Source organism: Mycobacterium sp. Aquia_216, assembly GCF_026723865.1.
GTDB lineage: Bacteria > Actinomycetota > Actinomycetes > Mycobacteriales > Mycobacteriaceae > Mycobacterium.
Genome location: NZ_CP113529.1, coordinates 723,355 through 740,674, shown reverse-complemented (window position 1 = coordinate 740,674; position 17,320 = coordinate 723,355). Strand labels below are relative to the sequence as shown.

The 17,320-nt window shown below is 65.2% G+C and carries 15 protein-coding genes; 9 read left to right on the top strand and 6 right to left on the bottom strand.

All coding sequences use genetic code 11. The features are described 5' to 3' along the window. Positions 1–4: 4 nt before the first annotated feature. The 4 genes from OK015_RS03520 to OK015_RS03505 form a co-directional block, all read right to left on the bottom strand. The gene (locus tag OK015_RS03520) at positions 5–709 is read right to left on the bottom strand and encodes an NIPSNAP family protein (RefSeq protein ID WP_268129303.1); all 705 of its coding nucleotides are present in this window, start codon (positions 707–709) and stop codon (positions 5–7) included. Next, entirely contained in the window at positions 709–1,287 is a 579-nt protein-coding gene (locus OK015_RS03515) for a hypothetical protein (RefSeq protein WP_268129302.1), read from the bottom strand. Before OK015_RS03515 ends, OK015_RS03520 begins: the two co-directional genes overlap by 1 nt. Positions 1,288–1,460: 173 nt before the next feature. Beyond that, positions 1,461–2,630 (bottom strand): CaiB/BaiF CoA transferase family protein, encoded by a 1,170-nt coding sequence (locus OK015_RS03510; RefSeq protein WP_268129300.1) that lies wholly within the window; start codon positions 2,628–2,630, stop codon positions 1,461–1,463. A gap of 58 nt (positions 2,631–2,688) precedes the next feature. Continuing rightward, positions 2,689–3,609, bottom strand: coding sequence for an NAD(P)H-binding protein (locus OK015_RS03505; protein ID WP_268129298.1), 921 nt, complete (start codon positions 3,607–3,609; stop codon positions 2,689–2,691). Between the two features lie 161 nt (positions 3,610–3,770). Between OK015_RS03505 and OK015_RS03500 the strand changes: the two genes are divergently transcribed. Together OK015_RS03500 and OK015_RS03495 are read left to right on the top strand one after the other, a co-directional pair. Beyond that, the gene (locus OK015_RS03500; protein WP_442791260.1) at positions 3,771–4,196 is read left to right on the top strand and encodes a winged helix-turn-helix transcriptional regulator; all 426 of its coding nucleotides are present in this window, start codon (positions 3,771–3,773) and stop codon (positions 4,194–4,196) included. Positions 4,197–4,206: 10 nt separating this feature from the next. Next, on the top strand, positions 4,207–4,884 hold the full coding sequence (locus OK015_RS03495; RefSeq protein WP_268129295.1) for a DUF427 domain-containing protein: 678 nt from the start codon (positions 4,207–4,209) through the stop codon (positions 4,882–4,884). 72 nt (positions 4,885–4,956) lie between these two features. On the opposite strand, the gene OK015_RS03490 is transcribed toward OK015_RS03495, so the two are convergent. Continuing rightward, the gene (locus OK015_RS03490; protein WP_268129293.1) at positions 4,957–6,492 is read right to left on the bottom strand and encodes a helix-turn-helix domain-containing protein; all 1,536 of its coding nucleotides are present in this window, start codon (positions 6,490–6,492) and stop codon (positions 4,957–4,959) included. Positions 6,493–6,929: 437 nt separating this feature from the next. On the opposite strand from OK015_RS03490, the gene OK015_RS03485 reads away from it, so the two are divergent. The 3 genes from OK015_RS03485 to OK015_RS03475 all read left to right on the top strand — a co-directional run bounded on the left by OK015_RS03485 (position 6,930) and on the right by OK015_RS03475 (position 10,645). Next, the gene (locus tag OK015_RS03485) at positions 6,930–8,117 is read left to right on the top strand and encodes a PucR family transcriptional regulator (RefSeq protein ID WP_268129292.1); all 1,188 of its coding nucleotides are present in this window, start codon (positions 6,930–6,932) and stop codon (positions 8,115–8,117) included. A 292-nt stretch (positions 8,118–8,409) separates the two neighbouring features. Next, entirely contained in the window at positions 8,410–9,309 is a 900-nt protein-coding gene (locus OK015_RS03480) for a hypothetical protein (protein ID WP_268129290.1), read from the top strand. A gap of 61 nt (positions 9,310–9,370) precedes the next feature. Beyond that, positions 9,371–10,645, top strand: coding sequence for a metal-dependent hydrolase family protein (locus OK015_RS03475; protein WP_268129289.1), 1,275 nt, complete (start codon positions 9,371–9,373; stop codon positions 10,643–10,645). Between the two features lie 22 nt (positions 10,646–10,667). Here OK015_RS03475 and OK015_RS03470 read toward each other — a convergent pair whose 3' ends face one another. Next, complete coding sequence (locus tag OK015_RS03470; RefSeq protein ID WP_268129287.1) at positions 10,668–11,840, bottom strand: PucR family transcriptional regulator; 1,173 nt, start codon at positions 11,838–11,840, stop codon at positions 10,668–10,670. A 197-nt stretch (positions 11,841–12,037) separates the two neighbouring features. On the opposite strand from OK015_RS03470, the gene OK015_RS03465 reads away from it, so the two are divergent. The 4 genes from OK015_RS03465 to OK015_RS03450 are packed head-to-tail and all read left to right on the top strand — an operon-like array spanning position 12,038 to position 17,316. After that, positions 12,038–13,210 (top strand): alpha-hydroxy-acid oxidizing protein, encoded by a 1,173-nt coding sequence (locus tag OK015_RS03465; protein ID WP_268129285.1) that lies wholly within the window; start codon positions 12,038–12,040, stop codon positions 13,208–13,210. 30 nt (positions 13,211–13,240) lie between these two features. After that, positions 13,241–14,842 carry a benzoylformate decarboxylase gene (gene mdlC, locus OK015_RS03460; protein ID WP_268129283.1) on the top strand — a complete coding sequence of 534 codons (1,602 nt, stop codon included), beginning with the start codon at positions 13,241–13,243 and terminating at the stop codon, positions 14,840–14,842. A gap of 37 nt (positions 14,843–14,879) precedes the next feature. Beyond that, entirely contained in the window at positions 14,880–15,458 is a 579-nt protein-coding gene (locus OK015_RS03455) for a carboxymuconolactone decarboxylase family protein (protein WP_268129281.1), read from the top strand. A gap of 4 nt (positions 15,459–15,462) precedes the next feature. Further along, entirely contained in the window at positions 15,463–17,316 is a 1,854-nt protein-coding gene (locus tag OK015_RS03450) for an FAD-binding oxidoreductase (RefSeq protein WP_268129279.1), read from the top strand. Positions 17,317–17,320: the final 4 nt, after the last annotated feature.

Below are 17,320 nucleotides of genomic sequence, written 5' to 3'. Positions count from 1 at the left end.
GCGCTCACTGCAGCGGAGAGGGCGGTAGGGCCTGCAGAATGGAGTCCTCCCAGCCGTTGCGCAATGCCGGTGCCACGCTCATCCAGGTGACGATCTCGGCGGGTGGGCTGTCCTTCCACGAGGGGTAGTGGTTGGCGAAGCATTCCCAGCCGCCGTCCAGCGCCCAGTAGTGGATGACCTCGTTGAACCGGAAGGTGGTGGTGAACGAACCCAACCAGCGTTTCCCGGTGCGCTCCGACCACGGGACGTAGAGGCGCTCCAGCTCGCGGATGTAGTCGTCTTGACGGCCCGGCTTGGTTTGCATGATTTCCTGAATCACCAGTGGCGCAGTGAAATTAGCCTCACGTAGTTGGGCCAGGGTTTTGTTGCTCGGCCCGGGGTACATGATCCGCCCTTCCCCCGAGGCGCCGATCTCGGCCAGAAACGCCGACCACTTACCGGACGCCGCCTCGTGGCTGCCGCCGCGGGCCTGCGCCGTCCCGATCTTCGCGTAGTCGGCGAACCCGTCGATCTCCCAGATGACCGTCACCTGTGGCCAGTGACCGTTGTAGGGCGTGGCTTCCCAGATCGCGAACAGCCGGGCACCGAGTTCGTCCATCATCGGCTGATAGGTGTCGGCGAAAACCTCGGTGAAGCGGTCGCTCAACCCGGATCCCAGCGAGATCGTCTCGTGCAGGTAGAGCAGGGTGTGGCCGTAATACTTCTTCATCAGTCGAACCGGACCAGCTCTGAATCGACGCGCGAATAGCTTGCCTCGCACAGCAGCGCCTCGGTCGGTTCGACCAAGGCACTCGGGATCCCCGCTGCCGCAAGGGCATAGCCTTTGAATGTTCGAGCCGCCGCGCTGAGCACATGTTGCGCTCTGGTCATTCCGCGGTTCACTCCCAACGGCCACCCGTCACCCCAGAGCGCGACCTCGGTCACCCGGTCGTCCAGGGACTTGAACACCTTGTCACGTACTCGAGCGTCCGCGGTGAACGCCTCGGCACTGACCGCCAACGTGTGGCTCGTGGACCCCACCGCGGTCGAGACGAACTCCGATCCGGTGTCCACCCCCACCCCGAGGATGCGCAATGGCCGGGTATCGCATCCGGCCGGCAGCAGGACGGTCGCCTCCCAGCCGGCCATCACCCGGTCGTAGAGCCATCCGCCGGCCGAGTGCACGACGTCGATGGCACTGCCGGCAACGACGTCCAGTCGATAGCGCAGACACTCGGCGTTGCCATGGGTTGATCGTGTGGCGGCAACCCGCCCACTCTGGCCGATGTCGAACGTCGGAGTGACCATCAAATCCGTTCCTCACCGCCACACCCCAGGAGTGCTTCGCCTCTAGGGCATCCAGCTGCAGCGCTTAGTCATGGGCTTCTCACGGGCTGACGCCGCCTCACGCAACGGGTGACGCGGCCCATCAGCCACAGCGTGACACTTATGCCGAATTTTGTAAAGCTCCTCCCGCGCGGTCAGGAGTCGCGGCGGCCCTTCAATTCGGCCAGAATCTCTTCGGTGTGCTGTCCCAGTTCCGGGGCCGCCGAGCGGGGCGCCCACGGCGTGCCGTGGAAATCCGCCGGGGTGGCCACCATCGAGACGCCGGACTGGCCGTCGGGTACATCGACGATGCCGCCCGCGGCATGGAATTGCTCGTCGGCCACGACGTCTTCGAGCGAGTTGATCGGCGACCAGAAGAAATCCGGTTCGGCAGCGAAGGCCTCCGCCCACTCGTCGAGTGAACGGGTCGCGAAGATCTGGTCCAACTCGGCGATCAGCTCCACACCGTGGGCGAACCGTGCCATCGCGTCGCTGAACCGCGGGTCGTCGAGCCATTCGGGGTGCCCGACGACGCGGCACAGCGGCGGCCAGTGCCGGTCGCCTTCCAGGCCGACGATCCAGAAGCGGCGTCCGTCGCCCGCGGCGTAGTTGTTCATGCACGGGTTGCCCATCGTTTCGCGTTGCCCGACGGCGATCGGCTGCCCGGTCAGCAGGTAGGTGTTGAGGTCGAAGCTCACGGTGTAGGCGCCCTGGCGGTAGAGCGAGGTGCTCACCAGCTGACCGGTCCCGGTGCGCTCGCGGGCCACCAGCGCCGCGCAGATGGCCGCGGCCAGGGTCATGCCGGCCGAGTGGTCGCCCATGCCGCCGCGCTGGAACGGCGGCGTCTGGCCGGGGCGGGTCAGCAAGTGGGCCACCCCGGCGCGGGACCAGAACGCGGCCACGTCATAGGCCGCCCGGTCGGCATCCGGGCCGGTCTCGCCGTAGCCGGTGATCAGGCCGTAGACCAGCCGCGGGTTGCGGGCGGACAGCGACTCGAAGTCCAGGCCCAGGCGCTGCAACGCGCCGGGACGGACGTTGGTCACGAAAACGTCTGCATCGTCCAGCAATTCGAAGGCCGTCTCCCGATCCTCGTCGGTGGTGAGGTCTAAGACGATGCTGCGCTTGGAGCGGTTGTCCATTTCGAACGGCGGATTGACACCCAGATCGCAGCCCAGCATCCGGCCGAACATGCGTCCCGGATCGCCGGTCGGCGGCTCGATCTTGATGACGTCGGCACCCCAGTCGGCCAGGATGCCGCTGGCGGCCGGTCCGGCCACCCACACTCCGAGCTCGACGATTTTGATGCCCGCGACCGGTCCTGCCATGGCTACGTTCCTACTCCGTGGCTCAACCGGACCGCGCACACGCCCCCGATCGCGCGCGTCAACTCGCCTTGAGCTGATCCCGTCGCACCAAGCGGCCGTCGTGGTCGAACTCGGCCCGGTTGGCGTTGACGTAGTCGGCCACTGTCATCGGCTTGTGCCCGCCGATCACCTCGACCAGGTTGTTCTCGCCGGAGAAGATGCCGTCTTGGTAGTCCTGGGCGACGCTGCTGATGTGTTGCACGAAGAAATCCGGGAAGCCCGCGGCGGTCAACCCGGCCGCGAACGTGGGGATCGCGACCGGCTCATAGCGGACCGGTAAGCCTAGTGTGTCGGCGATTTCCTCGGCGATCCCGTAGTGGTCGAGTTCGTGGTCGCCGACCAGCGGGTAGATCTGGCGGTCGTGCGGCCCGGGGTTTTGCAGTACGGCGGCGATCACCGCGGCCTGGTCGGACCCGGAGATGGGGGCGTGGCGCCCGTCGCCGAAGGGCAGCCGCAGCAGGCCCTCGTTGTCGTTGCGCTGCCATTGCCATTTCAGCCACTCGGCGAAAAAGGTTGGACGCAGGTGGGTGGCCTTGAACGACGCACGGTCCAACAGCCGTTCGGCGATCCAATGATGCTGGGCCGCATTGCTTTTCGCATCGCGCCGGGCTGACATCTGCGACATGTTGACCACCGCGTCGACGCCGGCCTCGCTTGCGGCCTGAGCGAAAATCGCGGTGGCGGGCAACAGGGCGCCCGGCGCGATCGGATAGCAGAAGTATGCGGCGTCGACACCCGTCATGGCCGAGCTGACGGAGCGGAAGTCCAGCAGATCGCCTTCGACGACCTCGGCGCCGAGAGCGGCCAGTGCGTCGGAGCGGTGATCAATGCGATGGACGAAGGCGCGTACCCGGTGTCCGGCTTGGCGCAGGATTTCGACGGTGGGCGCCCCGGTGTTGCCGGCCGGCGCGGTAATCAGGAACAGTTTCTCGGTCGACATCTTGTCTCTCCAGGGCGATGCGTCTTGCTGGCTAACGGTCTCGTTAGTAAGATCAAATCACTGTCTGCTGACTAACGCAAGCGTTATCCATAGGAGTTCGGGTGGAGTTCGAGAAACGGCTGCAGGACCGCCGGCAGTGGTCGGTCGGCGACTCCTGTTCGATGTCAAAGGTGCTCGAGCTGCTCAGCACCAAGACCACGTTCCAGGTCCTGCGCGAATTGTTCTTCGGCACAACGCGCTTCGAGGACTTCGTGGAGCGGATCGGCACTTCGGCGCCGGCGGCGTCGCGAGCGCTCAAGCAGCTCGAGTCGGCGCAGATCATCACCCGCGTCCCCTATCAGGAACCCGGCAGCCGCGCCCGGGACGAATACCGGCTGACCGACGCCGGGGAGGACCTGTTGCCGGTGTTCATGTCGCTGGTGCAGTGGGGCGACACCCACCTTCAGGACGGACCCGCGCCGCTGTCCTTTGTCGACGCCGACACCGGCCAAACTCTCGCGGTCCGCGTCACCGCCGAAACCGACGGCCCGAAGAAGCGTTCGGCGGACATCGAGATACGCGGCATCGGCGCCGGCCGGCGGCGTTAACCTGGGCACCATGACTCTGGTGGCCGGACGCGGTCCGCTCAGCAGCGATCCGGCGGGGCGGTTCGCTCCCCCACTGCCCGACGGCGTCGTCTACATCGAGCCGCATCCGCGCCGCGTCCAGGCGTTCCTGGGCGGGCGGCCGGTGATCGACACCGAGCAGGTGCTGATGGTGCACCGGCAGGGCCACCCGCTGAGCTATCTGTTCCGCGCCGACGAGGTGGGCGACCTACCCGCCGAACCGGAGGCGGAGGCACCCGGATTCGTCCGCGTGCCGTGGGATGCCGTCGACACCTGGCTGGAGGAAGGCCGCAAACTCGTTCATTACCCACCGAATCCGTATCACCGCGTCGACTGCCGTCCCACCTCGCGCCGGCTGCGCGTTTCGGCGGCGGGCACCACGCTGGTGGATACTCACGACACGGTGATCCTGTTCGAAACCGCACTGCAGCCAAGGCTTTACGTCGATCCCGCGCAGGTGCGCACGGATCTGTTGCAGCGCTCGCAGACATCGAGCTACTGCAACTACAAAGGCTTCGCCACGTACTGGTCGGCCGTCATCGACGGCGATGTCGTCGACGACATCGCCTGGAGCTATCCGGATCCGCCGCCGGAAAGCCTACCCATCAAGGGCTTTCTGAGTTTCGACGACGCACGTGCAGACGTGCTGGCCGAACTGCCCAACTCGTAACGTCGCGAGAATGCAACTGGCGGCGCGTCCCCGAGTAACACCGTAGGTAGTTGCCGTCTCGTGGGCAGGTGATTACCCGCCGCTCAGCGTGCGGGCGAGTCGGCGGCGCGTGGTGACGTCGAGTTTGGTGAATACCTTGCGCAAGTGGTAGGCCACCGTGTTGGGGCTGATGAACAGCTGCGCGCCGATCTCGGCGTTGGTTGCCCCGCCAGCGGCGAGTGTGGCGATTTGCGCCTCGCGCGGAGTTAGGCCGGAACCCGTTCGTAGCAGCGGCTTCTCGGATACACGCTCACCGGTGGCCTCGAGCTCGAGGCGAGCCCGCTCCGCAAAAGCCGACATACCGATGCCGGTAAACGCCGCATAGGCCGACCGCAGCTGGGCACGCGCCTCGAGTGCCCGTCGTTCCCGACGCAGCCACTCCCCGTAGACAAGCCGCGCACGGGCGGCAGCCGGTCGTAAGTTGGTGTGATCGAGGCGCTCGATCGCCTCGCGATAGAGCGCCTCGGCGGGCTCGCCGCTGCTGACGAATGCTCGTGAACATGCGTAAGTTCCCAGCGCCCAATCGGTTCCGGCAGCGTGAGCACTTTCCGCGAGCAGGCCGACCGCGTGATCCGCCTCGGCAGCTTGGCCACAATGTGTTGCCGCTTCTATCAACTCGGGTAGCAAAAAGTTCGTCCACAGTTCGTGCGGGTGCTCGATGCCTTTTCGGGCCGCAACGAGCGCTTCGTCATATCGTCTGAGCCCATTGCACAACAGCGCCGTCGCCAACTCGATGGAGGCCAGGCCCATTCCCTCACCCCGCGCCACTGCCAAGTGCGTGCCGGCTTGTATCAGTCGCCGGGTCTCGGTTTCCTCGCCCCGCCATGCCGCAAGTGGAAGTGCCGCGTAAGGAAATACCGTCGTCGCCGTCGCGGAAGTGATCGAGTCTGCCTCTGTGATCAGCTGGCAAGACGCAGCGAAGTCGCCGCTCCAAATCAGCGCCGCCGCCAACGAATGCAGGGCCACGGGCAGCACCCGTTGATCCGCTGCCTCGCGAGCAAGCGCGAGTTGCCGAGCAGGTAGGTGCTGCCATGCCCGTTCATCCCAGGCGATGATGGCGGCGTGGCAGGCCAGCCACAACCATCGCGTGCCTTCGTCGAGACCGAGTTCGTCCGCGCCGCAGAAAACATCTACGGCTTTTCGGACAGACCCCACCCCGGCGCGGCTGCCGTCGATGATCACGGCCGTCAATCCATCCAGCAAGAGATCCTTTGGACGTCGCGAGTGCGGCCGCGGTGCGGCCGCCGCGGCGATGGCCACTTCCAGAACGCCGCCGCCGCCCGCCAGCCGTCCGGCGAACAGCATCGTCGACAGCGCCTCGAGATACAGGTCGCGCGCCAGCTGTGGATCGCCCGGCGCGTGCTCCCGGGCCAGCTGTATCAGTGCTGCTGCGGCATCGCTGCCGCACTTCGAGGTGAACATCATCTCGCCGCGGAGGACATACGGCAGCGCGCCGCGTCGCCCTACCACTGGCGCGTACTCTGCGGGATCCATCAGCGGTCGCATCCCGGCTCCGCCGACGATGGCCGCGGGCCAGTGCGGCCGGTCGGCGGGGCGACGAGGCGGCACTCGATGACTTCCCGCCCGCCCCGTCTCCGGGCGTAAATCATGTCCGAAGTGTATCGGCTGAGCACGATCGACGCCGCAAGTCCGAATGGGCGCACGAGCCGCCGAGGTCGGATGTCGCCCGCCGGCAACCGCGGTCTGACTACCAGTTGTTGAGGATTCTGAGTGGGCTCGCCGCACATCATCATCTAGGTAGGCCGGGCGGAGTCCACCCGATCGCTTGTGGGTGCGGAAGGGGTGAAGCAGATGGCTGCATCCGACACACTCATCGCGGTTGCGTATGGCGCACGGCGTGCATCGCTTGACGACCGCGCATCCCGGGAGCGATGTTGAGCCTTGCCCCGTGTCCCGCCACGCCGCCGGACGGCGAACGCGCTCCCCTCCAGTGCGATCGCCGCTCCGGTAGGGCGGTCGTAAAGAGCCGGGGGCGGTGAACGGGCATGCCGGCCGTAGCTGACCAAGCGGCGATGGTCCTGATCGCCGAAGAGCTAGAACCTCGCGTTGCCGAGCTGGGCCGGCTGATCATCTCGCGGATACGGCGGGGGGTGCCCTTTTACGCCAACACGGCGCTGATCACCGACGAGGCGCTGACGATCAGCTGCGACGCGATCCTGGGCAGCCTGGTCAACGGCCTCAAAGGCTCGACAATTGACCTCTCGCCGGCGGTGACCAGTGGGTATCGACGAGCCGAAACCGGGGTGCCGCTGCCGGCGGTGATGGCAGCTTTCCGGATCGGCTTTCACCAGGTCTGGGATGCCGTGGCCGAGGTGGCCCGACCGCGACCGGACATTGTGCGCGACGAGTTGCTGCGGGTGGCGACGTGGCTTTGGCAAGCCCAGGGACTTTACACCGACGCGATGGTCACCGGCCACGACCAGCAGATGAGGCAGCGGGTGCTCGATGACGATGCCGAGCGGTTGCGGCTGACGGAGGCTCTCTTCATGGCCCATGTCAGCGATCATCGGACGCGATGGGAAGTCGCCAAGGTCCTCGGCCTGCCTCAATCGGGTCCATACGTCGTCGTCGCCGCCCAGTGCCCGGCCGTCGGAAGGCAGGCTCTACCGGGGGCCACCGCGATGCTGCGCAGCCTCGATGTCTTTTCGGCGTGGCTGCTCTTGTCCGATATTCACGCCGGCATTGCCTTTGTGCCGAACGAAACCCGGTACGCGGCCCTGCTGGGGCTGTTGAAGCGAGTAGCCACCACCCGGGTCGGTGTCAGTCCCCAGTTCGACGACCTGGCCGACACCGCAGAGGCGCTGCGCTACGCGCGGGTCGCGGTCAACGCCGGCAGCAATCGGACCGGTCTGGTCAGTGTCTTCGAAGATTCCCCGCTGGCCGCTTTGTCGGTATCCGCACCGGAGGTCACGCGGAAGCTGGCGAGCACGCTGCTGCGCCACTTCGACGACCAGCAAACCGGCAACGAGCGTGACGTGTTGCTCGACACGTTCCGGGTGTGGATCGACTGTGACGGTTCGATCAGCCAGACGGCGGAGCGTCTTTTCTGCCATGCCAACACGGTGCGCTACCGGCTGCGCCGTATCGAAGAGCACACCGGGCGATCGTTGTCGGCGCCACGGGATCTGACCGAGTTGTGTCTGGCGTTCGAAACGTACTGGCACAAATGGTGATCGGAAGTCGTTCGGCGCGAAGCGTTACGCCTGCAACCCGAGCAGGCTTTGTTCTCCGCACATTTCGGCGTCCGACCTATTGTTGCGTTCTCCAATGACGCGGTGCCCCCGTGATCCGACGATGAGAACGGTGCCGGACACGGCCCGGAGACTGTCGGGGTGAGGAGCTGAGCGTGATCGTTCGACACAACCTGCGGCGCGGACCTATCCGCGCCGACAGCGCCGGTCCGGCCTGGGATCCGGTACGCCCTGTCGCGTCCCAGTCATCGGCCATTCGGTAACGAGAACGCCGATGACCGAGCTCATCGTCTTGAATCTGGTGACCACGCGGGCCATGGAGGCGGTTTCCATGGACGGTTCGCGCGTTCGCACCCTGGTCAGCGATCTCGACGAAGGACCCGACGGCATCGTCGTCGACCAGCAACGCCGCCACATCTATTGGACGAACATGGGCACGCCCGATCCCGGCGCGCTCCCCGGCACGGAACCAACGTTCTTCAGCCGTAACGGGTCGATCGAACGCGTCGACTTCGACGGCACTCACCGCCGCACGATCGTGCCGCGCGGGGCCTTCACCACCGGTAAGCAGATGGCCGCCGACTTCACCGCCGGCAAGTTGTACTGGTGCGACCGGGAAGGCATGCAGGTGCTTCGTTGCGACCTGGACGGGTCCCACCTCGAGACCCTGGTGGCCGCGGGCATCGGTGACGAGGCCCGCGATCCGCGCAATCATTGCGTGGGCATCGCCATCGACACCGACCGAGGCCTGGTCTACTGGTCGCAAAAGGGAGCCCCCGACGCCGGTCAGGGCCGCATCTTCCGGGCGCCCATCGAGATTCCGCGAGGACGTACCCCGACCGAGCGCGACGATATCGAGCTGTTGTGGACCAGCCTTCCCGAACCTATCGACCTCGACCTCGACGGCGCGGGCATGCTGGTGTGGACGGATCGGGGGGCCGAACCCGACGGCAATACGCTTAACCGCGCCCGCGTGCAACCGCACATTGGCAAGCCGCAGATCTGCTCGCGTGGCTACCATGAGGCGATAGGCCTGGCCACCCTCGACGGTCAGACCTATTACGTCGGCGACCTGGCCGGGTCGATCCGCTGCGTAAACCTCACCGACGGAACCGACCGTGAGCTAATCCGGCTCGATGCCGGCCTGACCGGTCTGGCCCTGGCGGACCTCTAGCCGGAAACCTAAGGCGCAGAGACGGTTACGGGTACAGAGACCGCCGGAAAGGGAGATCTTGATGGATCGTCGTAACGTCCCCGGCGAGCGCCTGCTGTTGAAGAATGTGGAGATATTCGACGGGTTGTCGGACCGGGCACGCCCCGGTCACGTGCTGATCGAGGGGACCAGGATTGCCGCGGTCGAGTCCTCGCCGATCGCCGAAACCGATCAGACCACGGTCCTCGACGGCGCCGGTCGCGTGCTGATGCCCGGAATGATCGACGCGCACGTACACCTCGTTGGCATGGCAAACACGTTGATCGGGTTGGCATTGGCCACCCAGACCGAGTTAGCCGCGACGACCTTGGCCCGCGCCAAGGACACTCTGCTGCGCGGATTCACCACCGTGCGCGACATGGCCGGAGACACCGTCGGTATCAAGAAGGTCATCGACGCCGAACCCGACTTGGGTCCGCGGATCTATCCCAGCCAGGCAGCGATTTCCCAGACTGCTGGCCACGGCGACTTCTCCTTTGCGTACGAGGCGCCAACAGCATTGGGCGGCAATGAATCTCGCGCTGAGCAGATCGGTTTCATGCGGGTCGCCGACGGCGCCGACCGGGTCCTGGCCGCGGTCCGCGAGCAACTCAAACTCGGTGCCTCACAGATCAAGCTGATGGTCGGTGGTGGTGTCGCATCGTTGTACGACCCGCTCTATACATTGCAGTTCACGCCGACCGAGCTGCGAGCAGCGGTACAAGCCGCCGAAGATTACGGCACCTATGTAGCTACCCACGTGTACACCGTCGCGGGGATTCGCCGGGCCGTCGAGGCGGGCGTGAAGTCGATCGAGCACGGCCACCTGGCAGACGAGGCGACGGTGGCTCTGCTCGCCGAGCGCGACGTCTGGCTGTCAATGCAGCCCTTCGTCGAACACGACCACAATTTCCCCAACCCGGACAATGCGGAAAAGAATCGGCAGGTGTGCGGCGGCACGGACCAGGTCTACCGGTGGGCCAAGAAGCATGGGGTGCAGGTGGCCTGGGGAACTGATTTGCTGTTCGAACCCGAGAACAACGCGCGGCAAAGCGAGATGATGGCTCGACTCGCCGAGCACTTCACCAACGTCGAAGCTGTCAAAATGGTGACCTCCGGCAACGCCAGCCTGCTTCGATTATCCGGCGAACGAGATCCGTACAAGTCTGCGCGACTAGGTGAGATCACCGTCGACGCTTGGGCGGACGTGCTGCTCATCAATGGGGACCCGCTCGCGGATCTGTCCGTGCTGGCAGCCCCGGCCGACAACATCGCCGTCATCGTGAAAGACGGAACGGTCGTCAAGCGGACGATCTGACACGGCCGGCACCCGGGATCCGCTACTCATTCGGAGCGGAGGAAATCTCAGGCTTGATCTGGGTCCACAAGATGGCTAGGCAAACCAGAGTCTGGTCGAGCGGATTCTGCAAATCAAGACCGCTCAGCTTCTGCACCCGCTGGATCCGATAGAGCACGGTGTTGCGGTGGATGAACAGCTCTGCCGCGGTCGCTCCACGGTCGAAGCTGTTGGCTGCCAGACACCGAAGTGTCGCCACCAGATCAGTATTCTCGTTTCCGTCCAGGCCACCGAAGACCCGGGTGACGACATCGTCGGCGATCTGGGGAGACTGCGCAAGAAGCAGGTGCAGCAGAAAGTCGCGCACGGTCACGACCCCGGTGCGGCCGGTGCTGCTTGCGAAAGTGACCAGCATCCTCAATGTTTCGAGGGCACCCGCGAAACTAGACCTTTCGGTCGCACGCTCGCGGGCCAGCAGTAAGCGCGAATCTTCCAGCGCTGTAGTCCAATCGAAGTCTTCGGCGCACAACCCTGTGATCCGATTGCCCTCGGTGGTAGCAAGCACTCCTTGCGATCGCAGGCGGCCGGCCAGTGCGACATGCTCAGCGGTAGTGGCCGCATCGAGGCGAGCCACAAACGGCCGGTGCGGACCGGCGAGGTCGAACCCGAGATATTCCGCGCGCTCACGGTCCTCGACCGTAAGCGGTTGCTGCGCAGACATTCTGTCCAGCAAGGTGCGGGCGCGGCGTTCGCCCACACTCCCGGGGGTGTCCTGCTCGTCGTCGTAGGCCTGGGAAAACGTGTCGACGACGAGTTCCAGATAACTCCACAGAATGTCCGCTTGATCAAGCAGCAGCGGGCGTTCCTCGTCCGTCGCCGCCTCGACCAACATGTTCCACATGATGCGGATTCCGCGCCGGTAGACCACAAGTCCGTCGCGCATCGGTTCGGCGGCCAGGGCGCGCTCCCGCACCACTTCGTGCAGCTCACCGATCATGCTTTCATCGGGCGCGATGCCCTCGGACAGCCATCGCAGTACCAGGGCCACGTTCCACCGGATCGCCGGATGACCACGGGTGGTGGGGTCGTCGGTGACGAATCGGGCATAGCCGGGCAGCTCACGAAAGGCCCGATCCATTTGGCGCGCCACCTCATCGGCATCCAACCGCGCGAATATTGCCCGGATCGAGCTGCTTGGGGTGGAAAGGCCGGCCACGCGACGATGATGACACGAACCACGGCGATACCCCTGTGCGCAAGCACAAACTTTGGCCACCGATGTTGAGCTGATGACAATTGCGCTGAGGGCCGCCCGGAAAGACGATAGGCAGTAGCCGCAGCGGGGCGGCGCCATCGTGCCACACCGATCGGCCGACGGCCCAATGACTGCCGCTATCGAAGAGACGAGTTGTCATGGCATACGGCGATTTGCAGGACGAGATCTATTTCAGGGGCTTGAGCGGCACGGTGCCGACGTTGCCGATGGCCTGGCACGAACTCGAGCAACGGGCTCAGGCCGCGATGGCCCCGTCGGTCCTGTCCTATGTGGCGGGCGGGGCCGGTGACGAGCGCACCCAGCGAGCCAACGTCAGTGCGTTCGAAGATTGGGGGTTGGTCCCACGAATGTTCGTCGGCGCCACCGACCGTGATCTCTCGATAAACCTTTTCGGGATGTCTTTGCCCTCACCGCTTTTTCTGGCACCGATCGGTGTCATCGGCTTGTGCGCGCAGGACGGGCACGGTGACATCGCGACCGCGCGGGCCGCGGCGCGTACCGGCGTGCCGATGATCGCCTCGACGCTCACCGTCGATCCCCTCGAACAGGTGGCGCCCCACCTCGGTGACACCCCTGGCTTCTTTCAGCTCTACACGCCCACCGACAAGGAGCTGGCGGCCAGCCTGGTGCAGCGTGCCGAGCAAGCCGGCTTCAAAGCCATCGTGGTCACCCTCGACACCTGGATCACCGGTTGGCGCCCTCGCGATCTGTCCCGGTCCAACTTCCCTCAGCTACGCGGGCTGTGCCTGGCAAATTACTTCTCCGACCCCGTCTTTCGGACACTGCTGGCCAAACCGCCGGAGGACGACGTGCCAGCCGCGGTGATGCAGTGGGCGCGGATTTTCGGCAATCCGTTGCGATGGCAGGACCTGGCATGGCTGCGATCCCTGACACAGCTGCCGCTGATAGTCAAAGGAATCTGCCACCCCGAGGACGTGCGCCGCGCCAAAGACGGTGGTGTGGATGCCATCTACTGCTCCAATCACGGTGGGCGACAGGCCAACGGCGGTCTGCCGGCCCTCGATTGCCTGCCCTCAGTTGTCGATGCCGCCGACGGCACGCCGGTGTTGTTCGACTCGGGAGTGCGCAGCGGTGCCGATGCCGTCAAGGCGCTCGCCCTCGGAGCGACAGCGGTCGGAGTCGGCCGGCCCTACGCCTACGGACTCGCGCTCGGCGGGGCCGATGGCGTAGTCCACGTGCTGCGCATGCTGTTGGCCGAGCTCGACCTTCTCATGGCGGTTGACGGCTACCCGACACTGGGTGACCTGAACCGAGAATCACTGCGAGTCGTCAACTGTACTGGGAAATGATAAGCCGCTTAATCAAGCTTTGGAGGCAACATGACCACCGTTCGTGACGCGATTCTCGACCTGCTCCGCGCACACAATTTGACCACTTTTTTCGGCAACCCGGGTTCGTCGGAACTGGCTCTCCTGCATGACTTTCCGGATGATTTTCGCTATGTGCTGGGACTGCAGGAAATGGTGCCTGTCGGGATGGCCGACGCCTACGCGCAGATCACCGGCCGACCCGCTTTGGTCAATTTGCACACCGCCCCCGGAATGGGTAACGCGCAAGGCCAGCTGTACAACGCCTTCGTCAACAAGACCCCGCTGATCGTCACCGCCGGAAACCAGCGCCGCACGATGCAGAACCAGTACTGCCTGCTGACCAATATCGAACCCACTTCTGTACCAAAGCCATTCGTGAAATGGGCAGCCGAACCCGCCATTGCCAGTGAGGCCCCGGCCGTGCTGGCCCGTGCCATTCACCTGGCCACGACCCCGCCGATGGGGCCGGTGTTCGTCTCGCTGCCAATGGATGACATGCCGGTCGAACTCGGCGGCGCGCAGGCCACCGACGTCGCTGCCGTGCGCGGCCGTTCGGTGACTCACGCGGCAGGATTCCCTCCCGAACTCGCCGAACAGATCAGTGGTCGGCTGGAGGCCGCGAAATCGCCGGCGTTGATTGTGGGCGGCGATGTCGAACGCTACGGCGCCTGGGAGGCGGTGATCGGGCTGGCCGAACGCACTCAGTCGGCAGTATGGACGGCACCGCTGACCGGGTGGAGCGGATTTCCCGAGAATCACCCGCTGTATCAAGGGATCTTGCCGCCCGGCGCGGGCTGGATCTCTAATATGCTGGCTGGACACGATCTGTTGTTGGTGATCGGAGCCCCGGTCTTCCGGTACTACCCGCTGGTGCCCGGACCGTATCTCCCCGAGGGCGCGAGCCTGATTCACATCACCAACGATCCGGACGAAGCGGCCCGCGCCCCGGTCGGCGACGCGATCGTCGCCGACGTGGCCAGCGCGGCCGAAGCACTGCTCGCCGCGTCGAAACCCACCCAGCGGCCCGCCCCCGCGGCCCGTGCGCCGATTCCTGACTTGGAACATGCGCAGGCCCCGTTGCGTCCCGAAGCACTATGGACGGCCGTCGGCCGAGCGGCGCCCCCGGAGACGTTGTGGGTCAGCGAGGCCGGTAGCAACGAGGTCGCCATTACGAATAGCATTCGTCCCGGTTACCCGTTCTCGCATCTGTCCGCGGCCGGGGGCGGGCTCGGCTTCGGATTACCGGCCTCCGTCGGCGCGCAACTGGCCGCCCCGGACCGCCCCGTCGTCGCCTTGATGGGCGACGGCTCAATGCATTACGCAATAACCGCGTTGTGGACCGCGGCGCAGTACCACATCCCGCTGACGATCGTGGTCGCATCTAACGCCGAATATGGCGTGGTCAAGGAATTCGGCGTGTGGGAGAAGACGCCGGGTGTTCCCGGGCTCGACTTGCCGGGACTCAACGTGGTGGCAACCGCTGCCAGCTACGGCGTGGATGCTCACGAGGCGCACACGGCCGACGAGGTTGCGGAGTTAGTGAGAAGTGGCATCGCCGACCGGGACCGGCCCACTCTCATCAACGCACGGACGACTCCGGTCCACGGGTAATGCCCGGTTGTAACGCTCAGCCACAAGAACTTTGACCATGGCCAGACTTCTCTATCCCGATCGCACGACGTTCCCGCAGCAGTTACAGGACTTCCTCGCGGAGGTTCCCGAGCATCTGAACTTCGACATGATGTCGTATTCACAGTCCACCATCGAAGCGTTCATCCTGCAGGGACAAGCTCACTACACCGGCCTGGAGTTACCGTCCCGAACACGCGAGCTGGTCATCTTGACCACCGCGGCCGCGGCCGATGCGGAATATGAATTCGTTCAGCACGTGCCGATTTCGGAGGCCATGGGCGTCGATCCGCAAATACGCGAGGAAATCCACCGACTCGATCTGGATGCGCCGGTGCTATCGGCTCATGATCGGGCCGTGACAAAGTTCGTCGCGGCCGTCGTCCACGGCCCGCCAGTCGACGACGACATATTCGGCGCGGTGCACGAGATCCTCAGCAGCAGAGAGGTTGTCGAGGTGCTCCAGGTGATCGGCTATTACTGGTCCTTTGGCCGCGTCGCGACGGTCTTGCAGGTCGAAGTCGAACAGGCACATGGCATCGCGGTGGTCGACGCCAGCGAGAAAGGCAGCCGTGACGAATTGGGGACAGGGGAATAGCAGCATGGATGACACGATCGTTGCCCAGTTCAGCGCTGCACTCGCAGATCCGGACTCGGTGGTTACCGATCCCGGTGTGCTCGCTGAAAAAGGCTGGGACTACTGGGGTTTCGGCGGCACGCCGGGACTACTCGTACTTCCCCGCACCCGTGACGAGGTCATCGCGGTGGTACGGATCGCGGCCGTGCACCACATACCTCTGGTTACTCGCGGTGGCGCTTCGAACTGCGCCGGCGCGATGATGGCCAACCCGGGACGTGTGATGATCGACTTGTCCGCAATGAATCGGATCCTCGACGTCGACCCCGCCGCGCGCACCGCCCGCGTTCAGCCCGGCATCATCAACGCCGACCTTCAGCAGCACGTCGCCCCACATGGGTTGTGTTTCTCACCGGACCCCGTGTCCGCCCACCTGGCAACCGTCGGCGGCAACATCATCGAAAACGCAGGCGGCCCACACGCTCTCAAATACGGCGTCACCTACAACCACGTCCTCGACGTCGAAGCAGTGCTTTCCGACGGTACTGTCATCCACCTGAGCGCCGACGACGACGGCCCCGACCTGCTCGGTGTGCTCATCGGTTCGGAGGGCACGCTCGCAATCCTCACCGAGGCGACGGTGGCGCTGCGCCCGATCGCGCCCGTCACCCGGAGCCTCATGGGGAGCTTCGCTACCGCCCACGACGCCGCGTCCACCATCTCCGCCATCATCCAGACCGGGACCGTGCCCGCCGCGGTGGAATGGCTCGACCGCACCGGCATCGCGGGTCTGCAGAGGTTCACCGAGACCGGCTATCCCACCGACGTCGACGCGATCGTGCTCATCGACATCGACGGCACGAGAGAGCAGGTGGATCGCGACACCGCAATCGTGGAGCAGGTGCTGCGACGCTCCGCCGTCGAGGTTCGTCGCGCCGACGACGAGGACTCCCGGGCCAAGCTTTGGTATGGACGCCTACACGCCCCGGACGCCATAGTGCGCAGCGGCAAGGCCTTTTTCATCGGAGATGTCACGGTCCCTCGCCAACACATCCCCGCCATGCAGGAAGCGATCCAAGCCGCCGCTGTCCGTCACAGCGATGGGCTGCTGTTCATCGCAGTCATGGGTCACGCCGGAGACGGTGACTTGCACCCCACCACGTTCTTCGACCGCGATAACCCGAACGCGGCCGCCGCGCTCGAGGCGGCCAACAACGAAATCGTCGAGGCCGCCCTCAGTATGGGCGGGACCATCACCGGAGAACACGGAGTTGGTACCGAGAAGCGTCAATTCATGACGAAGCGATTCAGCCCGGTCGAGATCGCCGCCCAACGTGCCATCAAGCGGGTTTTCGATCCTGCGATGCTGTTGAACCCGGGCATCATGTTGCCGGACATCTCGCCGGACGAACCCGTCCTCGAGCGTTTCGAAGCCGCGGTGCGCGCCGCACTGTCGCCCTACCGGACAACCACGGCCGCGCCCGCTTCCCCCACCGGGCCGACCGGCAACGGCGCCGCGACAAACATCGTGGTGAACACCGCGAATCTCAGCTTGGTGGTGGGGGCCGCCGTTACCCTCGAGGATCTGTCACGCCACCTCACCCAGCAGGGCGTCACCTGCGGCGCCATCCCCACCGAAGCGACCGATCGGACCGTCGGTGAGCTCATCAGCCACGCGAGCGGCGCCGAGCGGGATGGCGTGCGCCACAGCCTGCTTGGTCTCGATGTCGTTCTGCCTGATGGCCGCGCTCGGGCGCGATTCGGCGGCGAGAACATGAAGGATGTTGCCGGATACGACGCCAAACGACTCTTCATTGGTGGCCGCGACGTCTTCGGGACGATTTCCACGGCCATCTTCAAAATTGCCGTGCAGCCCTAGGCCG